The sequence below is a fragment of the Deltaproteobacteria bacterium genome (assembly GCA_018668695.1).
Classification (GTDB): Bacteria; Myxococcota; XYA12-FULL-58-9; order XYA12-FULL-58-9; family JABJBS01; genus JABJBS01.
Map to the genome: position 1 here is coordinate 1 of JABJBS010000176.1, position 13,954 is coordinate 13,954.

General features: G+C 52.3%; 3 protein-coding genes. All 3 read left to right on the forward strand.

Going from position 1 to position 13,954, the window contains the following annotated elements:
- The first annotated feature begins 210 nt into the window (after positions 1-210).
- Positions 211-2,049 carry an AgmX/PglI C-terminal domain-containing protein gene (locus tag HOK28_09350; GenBank protein MBT6433285.1) on the forward strand — a complete coding sequence of 613 codons (1,839 nt, stop codon included), beginning with the start codon at positions 211-213 and terminating at the stop codon, positions 2,047-2,049.
- A 158-nt stretch (positions 2,050-2,207) separates the two neighbouring features.
- Positions 2,208-12,869, forward strand: coding sequence for a tetratricopeptide repeat protein (locus tag HOK28_09355; protein MBT6433286.1), 10,662 nt, complete (start codon positions 2,208-2,210; stop codon positions 12,867-12,869).
- 98 nt (positions 12,870-12,967) lie between these two features.
- On the forward strand, positions 12,968-13,954 hold a 987-nt coding region (locus tag HOK28_09360; GenBank protein ID MBT6433287.1), incomplete at its 3' end, for a DUF4339 domain-containing protein.

Below are 13,954 nucleotides of genomic sequence, written 5' to 3' on the forward strand. Positions count from 1 at the left end.
AAACGGCGCCTTGCTCGAGCGAAGTATACGTCTTTTCTTGTTTCAATTTCCTATACATACGCCAAGCTTTCCATATGTATTGAATCTCGGTCGCTGCGATTTGATAAAACTGAAACTTGTTCCAGAAAAATCGCCGGCGGCACCGACGCATTCGATACATGGACTGAAGTAGTCGATGGCCGTAACTTCTAACTGATACCTCTCAAAATCATGACCCTAGAGTTACATATATCCGTATTGGACGGTGACGCCGTTAAAGAGACGCTTGTTTTATCAAGTGGTGTTCATCGCACGGCCAAAATAGGGCGGATGGCCTCAGCTGCCATTCGGTTAGAGGATCCCTCGGTTGCGCGAATTCATGCGGTCATTGAGATTGGCGCCGTAGAGGCGACCTTGGTCGACATGGGGACTACCGCGGGCACCTTATTGGGTGATGAACGTGTTCAGCGGTCGGTTTTAAGCCACGGAGATCGGATAGGTCTTGGGGAAACAGTATTGCTGGTTGGGATTGGCGAGCCAGCCAAACTCAACGCAGTGCCCGATGAGCCTGTAGCAGAGCCTCTCGCGCAAGCAGAACCCAAAGCTCCAGCAGAAGCGCCCACCGCAAATACGCCGTCTGAACCGTTTACTGGTTTCGAGGTACCCGCTGAGTATCAAGTGGTGGAGCTTCATGATGCTGATGATGTTGCCCCCGAGCTTTTATTCGACGAAAAGCACGCACTTTTAGAGCTTAGGCGGTTTGTGGCCGGGGAACTGGTTAGTATGGAGCACCTCCATGCAAATACCCCTTTGATTCTAGGTGAATCAAAGCGTGCTCAAGTCTTTGTGGGCGACGACATCCTACCCAAGTCAGATTTTCCCCTGGTACGCTACGTTGGGGGTGTTGCAGAGCTGCAGTGGGCAGACGGCTTCACGGGCCAAGTTGTTCATCAAAATCAGGAGCAATCGCTTGAGCAGTGGGCCGCCTCTGAGTTGTCTAAACCTGTGGCGGGCCTGGAAGGTTGTCACAGTCTTAGCCTTGATCTTGAAAGCAAAGCGCAAATTGATGTGGGCGGCTGGTCTCTTGAGTTAAGCTTTGTGGCGGCTCTACAAAAACCGCCTCTTGGTCTTTTTCGTACCTTCGATTTTGCGTTTGCGAACCTCGCACTCTTTTCTCTCCTGACCCACCTTTTACTTGGCATGTATCTCTACGGTCTTCCGGCCCCAGATAAAGCTTTGGATGGAGCGTTTTTTGAGGAGCCCGATAGATTTGCCAGTCTTCTTTTAAAGCCGCCCAAGGTTGAAGAACCCACCGCGGAAGATAAAGCCACAAAGAAAGTAAAAACGAAGAAAGAGCTCCAAGAGGTTGAGAAGCAACTTGTTGTGGCTGACCAGGACCAACCAGTGGATGAGGAAGATGCTCGGGATAAGCGAAAAGACGAGCTTAAAGAACAGTTCTCGGCTTTGTTTGACGATGGCAGCCAGGGCGGCACCGATGCGCTTCTAGGAGAAGCGGCGGGCATCGGTGGAAACCTAGAAGGCGGATTGGTGGCAGTGATCGGAACCCGTGGAGACGCATCCAGCGACTCGGCCATGCCAACCGTGGGCCTAAGCAGCTCGATGATACCTGGCGGAAAATTACGCGCCGCGGCGGCCGCTCCCCGGGTCGACACGATGGGGCGAATGGGCGGCGGAAAAGCCAATTACGGCGCCGATGTGAAGCTTGATAAACGTAAAGAGCGCAAGGCGGTGTCATTGTCTACACCAACGATCATGGGCTCATTGGCGCGTGAAGTCGTGGAGCGCGTCATCCGCGAAAATATTAATCAAATCCGCTATTGCTACGAGTTTGAGTTACAAAGGCGGCAAAATCTGGCCGGCCGTGTGGTTGCAAGCTGGGTGATCTCTGCTTCTGGGCGGGTTGTGCGCGTGAAGATTAAGGACTCGACCCTCGGCAGTAAACGGGCCGAGAAGTGTATTATGCGCCGAATCAAAACCTGGGAGTTTCCAAGGCCGGCTGGCGGGGGCGTGGTCACCGTCAATTATCCCTTTGTTTTCCGGTCAGGTTGAGCAAATTCTCCGGCACACGGCTTTGGAGATCTGGGGCCCGTATTTGGGGGGATTTCCGGCAATTCTTTAATAAATCCAATCCAAAGTTTCCTAGAACCAGTCCCCAGATTTGTCTATAGTGGATACCCATTCACATTCGCTAAGAAGAGAGCATCGGCATGGCGGAATTGGACGCGCATCTCGACAGGCTTGACGAAAGTCCCGATGACGCCCAGGCTCTGAGCGCGGTCGAAGAGATCTATGCCAAAGAGGGCCAGCTCGATGAACTCGCCAAGCTCTACGATGTCCTTGCCGCTAAAGTTGAACCGGCGATGGCTGCTAATCTTTGGGTACGCGGTGCTAATCTTTATATTGAATCCTTAGAGCAACCGGCCCGTGCAGAGCCTTACCTCAAGCAAGCTTTGCATATCGATCCCAGCGATTTAGAAGCCTCGAAAATTCTGCGGGAGTTGTACTTCAACCGCGGCGCACTGACCGAGGGCGTAGAACTCTACGAGAAGCAGCTTCGAGCTCAGGCAGCGTCACCGGATACATCCGATGGCTGGGTTGAAATTGCCAAGATTTGTGTTGAACGCCTCAAAGATCATGGCCGAGGGCTCAACGCTTTGGACGAAGCGATTGGCGCCGATGCGCTTAATCCCGAACCTTACCGAATTCGCGGCATGATTCACCAAGAACGTGGTCGTCCGCGTTTGGTTTTCGACTCCCTACTAAACGAGTTGAGGGTTGGAGGTTTAGACGAAGAGCGTTTGGTCCGGCTTCGCGAACTCACCCAAGAAATGGTCAAAAAGCCGCGGCTCCATGCTTTGGCTGCTCAAGGTGCGGAAAAGCTCGCGGAAATTCGGGAAGACGATCCGGTGGCACTCACGGTCCAGCATGATTTGGAATTGTGCCGTAAAGACTGGAAGCAAAAAGTTTTAGAGTTAGATGGCCGCGCCATGCACCTTTCGATCTCAGACGAGAAGCAAGCAGCGGGTATGTGGTTGGAGGTCGCTGAGTTACAACTTGCCTATGGCGAACACCGCGATGCTGCGCTCGTTTCCTTGGACAAAGCCTTGGGCGCATCCCCCGGCGACGAGGAAGGCCTCGCCTTACTGCGCGACGTTTACGAAGAAAATGGACGCTACGGTGCTTTGGCTGAAGAGCTCGAGAAGATGGCTGGGACCGTCAAGAGTGAGGCGCAGTCGATTGAACTCAGTTTCCAGGCTGCACAACTTTACGAGGAAGAGTTGGGCAATACCGCGGGCGCCGCGCGTCTCTACCGGCAAGTCCTCGAAAAAAACCCAGAGAGCGACCGTGCCACTGACAAGCTGGCCAATTACTATCTTGAAAATAAGCAGCCCGAAGAAGCGATTCGAGTTTTGGAGAAGCTGGCTCAAAATGAAACGGTGGGGAACTCACTGCGGGTTGCGGCTCGAATGAGAATGGCCAATATCTGTGAGAATTCACTCGATGATAGTTCAAGAGGCCTCCTGCATTTTGAAGAAATCTTAGGGATTGAACCCACGCATAAGCGGGCATGCGCTGCGCTGGAAGAAGCATACCGTGCCGAGGGCCAAGAAGAAGGTTTAGCTCGGTTACTTGTTCTCCGAATGGATTCAGTCGAACCGCGGCTGCGGATGTCGATGATGCAAGAGCTGGGTTCCTTGTATGCGAACAAGCTTGAGAAGTTTGATGAGGCCATCGAGCTTTGGGGAGAGCTTTATGAGGCCGCTGCGGGCACGAAGCTTCGTGAAGAAATGGAAGCTCTGGCGACCACCGGTGAGCGGGCTCAAAAGATAGCCGAATCTCTGGCTCAAGGTGTGCAGATTGTTTTCGACCCGGAATTGAAAAAAACCGAGCTAGAAGGTCTGGCGCGTTTTCAAGAGTTTGTTGTGGAAGATCATGAATCAGCGCTCGCGACTTGGCGCACCCGTATCCCGCTTGGGGAGCAGGAGAGTGAGGGGTATGAGTCGGTTAGTCGCCTCTTGATGCGCCTGGCACCTCAAGACCAAGCCGCTGAGTATTTCCGGGCTCAGATCCAAGAAGCGGTTGATCCGCTGGAGCGTGTGGCCACTTTGCATTTACTGGCGGGTGCCTTACTTGAGTTGGAAGATTCAACTGAGGCTGCGGATGTGTGGCGGCGGATTCTGGATATCGAGCCAGCCGATGCCTCTGCCTTTCATTCATTGAGTGAATATCTACGAGATGCCTCAGAGTTTTCTGAACTCATCCAACGCCACGAATCCCGAATAGCGAATCTTGAGATAGGTGAAGAGTCTGGTGTGGCCTGCCGGGACCTTGCCCAAATACTAGAGGAGTCGGGCGGCGAGCCCGAAGACGCAGCGGGTTGGTATATCAAGGCCGTTGAAGATCTGGGCGACGACGCACTTTGCGTAGAGGCTTTGGAGCGAATGTTTGATCAGGGTGTTTGGCCGTTAGAGATTGCCAAGACACTTGAGCCTCTGTTTAGCGAGAATGGAAATCATGCGGGTGAAGCGCGCATGCTCGAAGTACTTGTCGAGGATGAAAAAGTTGATTTTGCGGCTGCAGATATGTGGCGCAGGCTTTTGGAACTTTACGATACGAAGTTAGATGACCGTTTAAACGGGTACCGCTGTGCTGCCAAATCGTTCGGTTATGATTCTCGCGATGAGGCTCTTGCCGACACTCTTTTGCGCCTAAGTGATGCACCACAGGAACATCTAGGAAGCCGTGACGCTTTTCGTGCAGTGATGCCAAAGCTCAAGGCAGAAATGCTTCAACGCATGGCATTGCGGGCTGCTAAGGCTGGTGTAAAAACCGAGGAGCCTGCGCTCTCGTTGGGTGATCTACTTTACGCCTATGGCTCGGATGAAGAGTCTCGCCAGGGCGCAGCCGCGTTGATTCGAGAACTCGTCCCAAGTGAAATGGAAGCGGAGGCTCTTTACCAGTTGGCCGAAGCTAAAGAACCTGACCTCAATGAAGCCACGAAACGCTCAATGTGGATAGACTTGGGGCGGGGGTTTGAAGAACCTTGGGACCATATTGAGCGTGCCGTCGATAGCTGGGAAAAAGTGCGTGACCTGCCTTCTATGCCCGATGCATGTATCCCGGCGCTTGATAGACTCTACGAGCAACTCGGTGACCACGAAAAGCATGCCACCTATCTTCAGAGCCGCTTTGAAGAAGATGTAAGCGCAGAAGATACGATGTCGGTGGGGCGCCGTCTTATTGAGGTTTTGGCCGACGAGCTTGAGCGGTACGAAGAAGCAATTGTATGTGCGGAGCAGTTGGCCGAAGTCTGCCCGGATGAACAATGGATCTGGGCGAGACTGGTCGAGTTATATTTCAAGACCAGTAACCCGGAAGGTGTTCTAGAGGCCTACGCCTCTGAATTACCGCTGATTGATGATGACGAAGAAAGACGTATACGTGCACTGGATTATGCACGCGGTTTTGGTCTGCGCTTGGGGGATCACTTAGAGGCAGAGAGAATACTGCGCCGTGTTTTTACGGAAGAGCCAGGTCATGGATTGGCCCGCGAGGCGTGTCAGGAACTCTATCAGGCTAATGACCGGGGCAATGTGAAGCGAGCCCTTGGAAGCATGTGGATCGATGAAACAGAGAGGGCGGGGGACTATCAGCCGCTCGTGGATTTCTGTGAGAACCATGTCAGCGCGTTGGAGGCCGAGGTTCACACAGTACCACTTTTGACACGGATGGCGACCTGGTACGATTCGCAATTAGACAACGGGCCAAGCGCACTCGATTGTTTGACGCGGGCTTTCTCACTTAGGCCCCGCGATCTACGACTGGAAGAATCTTGGATGGAGCAGGCCGACAAGGTTGGAGATTGGCAGACAGTCTTGAACGCCTTAGAAGCTCTTTGTGAACATTCCGATGCGAGTAGCTTGGCCCGCTTTCGCGGCCGGCGCGCCAATGTGTTCTCTGAGAAATTGGAAGATTTGCCTAGCGCAATCGATGAGCTTTTGCGGCTTGGTGACCCTGAGCTGCCGGCCGACGTTCCTTCTTTGAAGATGCTTTGTGACCTGTCACGGCGTGCGAATCGTCCGTCAATACTGGCAGATGCCTTGGAGGAGGTTTTCCCAAAATGGGACGACGCTGTTGCTAAAGAACGCCTGGGTGTTTGCTATGAGCTGGCAGAGGTCTGTGAGACCGAGTTAAAAGATTTCGACCGAGCTAGAGCAGCTCTTCGACTGGCACAAAAAGAAGACCGTGACCCACTGCGGGCCTTGAGGTGGCAGGAAAGATTACTGGCGGATAGCAACAATACCGATGCATTGCTTTTGGTTCTCAATGACTTGGTTGACCCACTCGTAAAAAACCCTGATGTCCGAAAAGACCTGCTTAAAAAGGGAAGACTCGAGCACCAGCTGGGTTCTTACGCCGAGGCTCTCGAATGCTATAAACGAGCCCTTGAGCACAGCCGCCATGATGAGGAAGCGATCGCAGGCCTTGAGGCGCTCGTCGATCAAGCTCAGTGTGTGAGCAGTGCTTCAAAAATTCTCGAACCGATTTATACCATCGAAAACCAGTACGAGAAGCTGGCTTGGCTTTTAGGTCATCGCCTAGACGAGGTTGAGGATAAGTCTGAACGCAAGCACCTCTTACGCCGCTTGGGCGAGCTGGTCGATACTCAGCTAGAGCAGCCGGAGCGGGCTTTTGAATTTGGTTGCCAGGCATTGGAAGTGGACCCAGCGGATGCTGGATTGCGTATGTGGCTTGAGAGCCTTGCAGAGCGGGCGGGAGCTCAAGAAGCACTTGCGGAGCTATACTCTCGGATGGCACCGGAACTGCCTGAACCGTTGAATCTTCAATACCATCGAAGAGCGGCCGAGCGTTACCATCATGAGCTAAAAGATTTACCCGCAGCGGTGAAAGAATACCGCGCCATCGTTACGCTGAAGAAAACGGACGATAAATCGCTTACGGGCCTCGAGAGTATCTTTAAGGAGTTGCCTGACTATCCTTCGTGGATTGAAATTCTCAGACTAAGGATTGAAAATGAGCCGGGCCGTGAACGGAAGGTCGGTTATTTACGAGAAATCGCCTTAATTTACGCAGACGGTTTAGGTGATAAGGCGGCGGTTGCGAAGACGTATCGGGAACTTTACGATTTCGCACCGGAGAGTTTGGGAACCTTTGATGCGCTTGAGCAAGTTTACCTAGAGTTAGAAGACAACGATGGTCTCCTTGAGCTTTACGTAGATGAACGAAGGCGCCTGCTTGAGCAAAGTGCAGAAACGTCCATGGAGGATTGGCTTGACCTCACCACCCGGCAGGCAAAGCTTCACTATAAAGGTTTTGATGATTCCTTAAGTGCGGTGGCTCTCTTGAGAGAAGTCTTTGAAGATGAACCGGATTATCCTGAGGCTGATCGCTGGGTGCGCTCCGAACTTGCCAAAGGTGACACAAATCTCATCAACTTTCTCGATGAACGCTATTCAAAGCGCGCTGATTATGAAGACCTCGCGGATGTTCTAGAAGTTAAGCTAAGAAATCTTGTTGAACCGGTTGAGCGACGAGACTTGTTGATTCGCATTGCGAATCTACGTGAGAGAGAACTCGGGCAACCTCGCCAAGCGCTTGGGGCCCTGGGCCTTGCGATAAGAGAATGCCCTGGAGATGTTTCTCTACTTGATAAGATGTGGGAACTTGGCAACGCGAACGAAATGTGGAGAGACGCGTCAAGCCTCATCCGCAAGAGCTTGCGGGAGGACGACTCCGAATTACGCTTTCAGTGGTATTTTCGTTTAGCCGAATGTGCTCGGGATAAACTCGATGACATGGGTGAGGCGGTTGCGTGTTTTGAGGTTTGTGTTGAAACCAAACCTGCCAACCTGCCAACCCTTGAGGCCCTTGACCCACTCTACGGCCAGCAAGAATCTTGGAAAGAGCAAGTTGATACCAAAGAGAAGCTTCTAACGCTTATTTCCGACAAACCCAGACGCGCAGAACTCCTACTGTCCTTGAGCTTTCTGTATGACGAAAAGCTTGAGCAGAGCGAAGCAGCGAGAAAATCCTGTGCCCGTTTAGTTGAAGAACAGCCAGCTCACTTGATTGGGTTAGAGCGCGAGGCAGAGCTTTTTCGTGGAGCACAGCTTTGGTCACCGCTGGAGAAAAACTTGCGGATGCAGTTGGCTGCCCGAACCGACTTGTCACAATTGGTTGCGCTGCACAGGGAATTGGCGGGGCTCTACGACGAGCATCTTGAGTTCCCCGCTCGCGCGGTCGATAGCTGGCGTGAACTCTTGGTTATTGAGTCCAATGATGGTCAGGCCCAGGAGCAACTGGACCGTCTATTCTCTGAAGCCAAACGATTTCCAGAATTGCTGGACCATCTGGCTTATATGCTCGAGCATGGTGCAAAGGGAGAAGATATCTCCGACTTGTATCTGCGTCGTGCCCGGTTGTTTCGAGATCAATTGGAGCAACCTGAGCAGGCTGAGCAGGATTGGCAGCAACTTCTCGAGCGAGAACCCGAGCAGGTCGAGGCCCTTGAATCGTTAGCCAATATTCTTCACGACCAAAGGTCCTTCGAGCCCTGGGCCGCATTAACCTTACGCCGCCTTGCTCTCCCCGACGACCGATATTGTGAACGAAAAATCCAGTTGATTGAGGTATTGGGCAAGGAGCTTGACCGGGTTCAAGATGCATCAGGCCACGCGCAGCAGCTTATCGCCGATGATAGAACCACTTGGGAAGAACTGGCCAAACTCGCGACCTTATGTTTGGAACTCAATCAACCTGAGCACGCCATTGAAGCTTTAACCCAAGCCACGAAGCTTTGTGATGATCCAGAGCAGAAGCGTTTGCTGCTTTATCGCTTGGTCGAAATCTACAACGATGTTGTGAATAATCCAATTGCTGGAACCTGGGCATGGGAAGCACTTTGGTCTCAAGACAAGACTGACCTCAGACCCTATCCAGCATTGCAAAATCTTTATGAACAAGCAGAGCGTTGGCAAGACTTGGTGGAGCTGCATGAAGCGGCCATGAGTCATTTAGGTGACGATGAGACTGTATCGGCGCTGCAAGCAATCTTGAGTGTGCAGTCGGACAAACTTGAGATGCCTGAGCGTGCATTTATGACTGCGGGTAGGCTGTATCGTCTCAAACCCGAGGACCTCAGCGCTTCCCAAAGTCTTATTGACCTTGGGCTTTCATTGGGCTGCGCTGATGAAGCGGTTGCGATTTTAGAAGACCAGCTTGATGACATTCGAGACAGCCGAATTCGGTTAAGCCGATTGATGCAAGTGGGCGAGCTTTACCATACGACGCTTAAGGATTTGGATGAGGCGGAAGGCGCTTACGAGCGAGCCCTAGAGATTGATCCTGAACATATTCCCGCACTCGATGGCCTTTTAAAAGTTGCGATAGATGATGAACGCTTCGATAAACAGCTTGCTGCCTTAGAACGCAAGCAGGTCATTTCGAGAAAACCAGAAGCGAAGAAACCCATTCTGGCTGAGATGGGGCGTATCTGGGAACAAGAAATCGGTGATGAGTCTCGTGCGGTCTCGATTTACCAGCGTATTTTAGAGTTGATGCCTGATGACCAGGATGCGTTGATCGCGCTGAGCCGCTTATATGCTGTGCTTGGTAATCACGAGGCACTGGCTGATGTGTTGGCACGGCGAGTCGAACAGACCACTGATCTAGAGCAGGGCATCGAACTCAGGATGAAGCTTGCTCGTTTGTGGTCGGATCCATTGAACGATGCTCAAGAGTCTATCCGGTGGCTTGACAGTGTTTTGATTCTTGATGGTGAGAACCGAGAAACCTGGACGCTTCTAGAGGCTGAGCTTCGTAAAGTTCAGGGTAAAGAAGGGTTGCGAGATCTCTTCGTTCATCAGCTCTCTGTGCTGGAGGAGCCGGCCGAGAAGGTCGCGGTACTGCGCAAGCTGGCAAACGTTCACGAGGAGCTTTTTGAGAATCTGGAAAGCGCGGCAGACTGCTTAGAGGATGTTCTTCAGCTTGAACCGACACATCTTGAAGTGGTTGGAGAGCTTGAGAGCCTTCTGCGGCGACGAGAAGATTGGCCTCGCCTGATCACGATTATGGACCATCATCTGAGGCTACTTTCAGACCCAGACGAAAAAGCTCAGGTTTATCTAGATATGGGTGAGGTTTACCATTCCAACCTTGCCCGAGTAGATTTAGCAGAGCAGGCTTATAATCAGGTTCGGGTATTGAAGCCTGAGAGCCCCGTGGCATTGCATGCTCTTGGTCAACTCTATGAGCGAAGCGGCAACTGGTTCCAGGCGCTGGATATGTTGGAGCAAGAGGCTCAACTAACTCAAGATAAAGCGGAAGCATCAAAGCTCTATCAGCGGATGGGCCGTATCCAAGAGCAAATGCTGATGAACCGTGAGGGTGCGGCCGAGGCCTACCGGCGCGCGCTTGAACTTGATGTAAGAGCCATCGTTGCCATCGAGTCTCTCAAGTCAATGGCGTCTGATAACGAAGATTGGGGTAGCTATATTCGCTATCTCAAAATGGAAATAGACGTCACCGACGATGATGAAGACCGGTTTGAACTTCACGTTGAGGCGGCTGATTATTATGACCGCGTCGAAGAAGATGACCTGAAAGCTCTTGAGCAGCTTGAGCTGGCCATTGATATCGAGCCAGCCGATGTTGATTGTACAAGCAAGCTCGCTGAATATCATTTCCGCAATGAGGGCTATGAGCAAGCAGGCCAATATTATCGTCGTTTGTTGAACTTAACGGATGGGAGTTCTTCGCCGGCCGAGATTTGTCATCGTAAGTACCGCTTGGGTTACACCTACGAACGACTTGAAGATCTAGACAACGCACTGCGCTCTTATCAAGAAGCGGTGCAGGCAGATCCTTCATACTTAGCCGCCCAAGAAGCGTTGGCGCAGATGCTTTTGAGCTCGGACCAACATGAGCTTGCTCGGGATGCGTTCCAAAGAATTATTGAAGAGCACCGAGAGGAACTGACAGCCTCTGAGGTCGTCGATATTCACTGGCAGCTTGGTGACCTGGAGTTGAAGGCTGGCAGGTTACCCAATGCTCGAAGCGGCTATGAGAAGGCACTTGAACTCGACCCGAACCATGTTCTCTCCCTCAAGGCATTGGCTGATATTGATTGTCAGATGGGACAATGGGACCAAGCTTACGAAAGACTGGACCGTTACAGCCGCCTGATACCCCTAGACACCAGAGAACCTGTCTACTTAAAAATGGCGGATATTGCTCAGAGTCACCTCGGCGACTCGGCCAAGGAACTGGAGCCTTTGGTACGAGGTGCAAGGTTAGATAACCCGTCCGTAGACCTTTTAGAAAAACTTGCAAACGTTTTGCTGGCGCGCTCAGATTTTCAACAAGCTGGTGCAGTACTGAAGAAGGCGGCTGGCAGTTGTGAGGACATTACGAGGCGGGCAAGTCTTTTGCATCGCCTTGGTGGGCTCTATGAAACGAAGTTGGGCAACGAACCGTTGGCGCTTAAAGCTTACCACATGGCACTGGATTTAGAACCGACGCGTGTGGATGCGTTCAAGGATATGGAGCGCTTGTTGGTCAAGCGTCAAGAATGGCAATTACTCGAGGAGTGCTACCGCGCGATGTTGGGCCGTGCCCAAGCGTTAACTCCTACATTTCGTTTGGTGCTTTGGCGCAACCTTGCCGAGCTCTACGATAGGGCCCTGAAGGATGTGGACAATGCGATTATGGCGTACGAAGTTGTTCGCCAGTTAGACCAGTCCAGGGAGAGTGAAGCGCAGCGCTTGTCGGAGCTTTACTTAAAGAGTCCCAAGCACCGTCAAAAGGCAATAGAGATTGGTCATGAGATTTACGATGAAGGCCAAGACTTTTCTCTAGGAGCTCGAAAGTTAAAAGAACTCTACCATGCTCAATCTCATTTTGACGGTGTATTTGTTTATTGCGGGATTTTGGATGGTCTGGGAACTGCCGGCGATGACGAATACAAGATGCTCGAGCATTTAAAGAAGGGCATTCGCCCTTGGCCGCAGCGTCCTCTCGGTGAAGATGGTTGGCAAGCGATTTTAGCCCCGGAGCTTCACGGGCCCGTGGGTGATTTAGCTGCCGAACTCGCACGGTTGGCACCGGATGCCTTTACGCAGTCTCCAAAGAGTCTCGGGCTGAAGAAGAAGGAATTCGTCTCACTTGATAGTGAATTGTATTTGGCGGGAATGCTTCGCCGCGTGCACGGCGCCTTAAGCCTATCTGCACCGGGGCTTTATATCCGTAAAGGCTCTATGGAGCCGGCTCATTTGGCACCCTCGAGTCCTCCGGCGTTGGTCGTGGGTCAGAACAACTCGATGACTCAAACAGTTGATGCTTCGATGTCGCGGTTCCTTCTTGGGTACCAGTTGTCTTTCATGCGACCTGAGCTTTTCTTAACGGGACTGTATCCTGGTGAGCAGCTGCGAGAACTTTTGATGGGCTTGTGTGTTGTTTACAACCGCTCTTTGGGCGGGGCAGAGCATGCGGGTGTAGCCAAGTGGGCGTCACACTTTGAAAAGATACCAGGCGAAGTTCTAAGAGCCCTGCAAGAGCCAGCAAGACGAGCGTATTCCCATCTTCTGAGCCCAGAACCGACTGCGGGTCTCGCGAAGGCGGCGCATTTGAGTGCTGCACGGGCGGGTCTCTTGCTTGCAGGTGAATTAGGGCCAGCTTTACGAGGGCTCCAGATTATGCCCGCTACAGCACCCGGTCTCTCTCCGGAGCTGCGTTTACTGGAACTCACCCGTTTTGCGGGGTCGAAGCAGCATTTGCGTTTACGAGAGAAAATCGGAAGTGGTTTGGATGTGAGTTCAAAAAATCGCGCAGTAAGGGTCGAGGTGACCTGAGGGCATTGAAACCTTGAATTGACCCGCTAGCGCAGGCTAGCTAGTGTCTAAAATCGGGGCTTGATGCTTCGGGAGTTAACATTGAGAGTGTTGAATAGATGAAATTTAGCTGCCAACAATGCAGTGCCCAATATGTGCTTCCTGATGAAAAAATAGGCGAGCGTGGTGTACGTGTGCGTTGTAAACGCTGCAGTTATGTGAACTTGGTTCAGCGCTCGACGGGTGAAAGAATCTCGGAAGCTCTAGAAGAGCAGCCACTTGCTCATCTCGAACTCAGTGAATCCTCCACGAAGGCGCGTCCCGCGGATGCCATGGATTCGATGTTCGATGCGATTTTCGACCCGGAAGATGCTAAGACGCCAGCACCTTCATTGGCAATCGACGATGAGCCCAAGCTTGATACCAGTGATTCTGCCCCTGAGCCGACTCGTGATTGGTGGGTCGCCATTGATAACCAACAAGTGGGTCCACTTTCACGCACCGAGCTTGAGGGCCGAATTTCAAATGGCACCGTTAACCGAGCCAGTTTGGTTTGGAAAACAGGAATGGCCAATTGGGCTCCTCTAGAAAATGTGCCAGAGCTTGGGACCTTGATTGGTCGAGCCGCGACAGAGCGTGAGCTGGAAAAGGTGGCGGGCGTGGAAACGACAGTTCCTCAAGGGATTCAACTTGGGACGTCGAGTAAGCTCGAGGCTGATCCCATCGAATGGAAGCCCTCCGCAGCGACGCAACTCTCGGAGCTTGTGCAGGCAGAGATGAAAAAGGAAGGCGAACAAGCATTTTCATCAAGTGCTGCCAGCAGTGAGGAGAGTTCAGCAGAACTACCGGCATTTCGTGCACCGAGCGGCGGCAGTGGTTTTGCGCAAGAGAAAAGCTCTTTTTCACCGGTATGGGTTTTGGTGATTGTGGCAGTGGCGATAGGCGGCCTTTATTCTCAAGGGCTGATTCAGCTTGGTAATGAGGAGCCGGTGGTGGCGAAGGCCCAGCAGCTTGCTCAAGCAGCGCCTCTTCCGGTAGCCGAAGCGAAGGCTGCGGAAAAGGTCGCCCCAGTAACGCCCGCGGTACCTGTGGTGGATGAGGTTCTT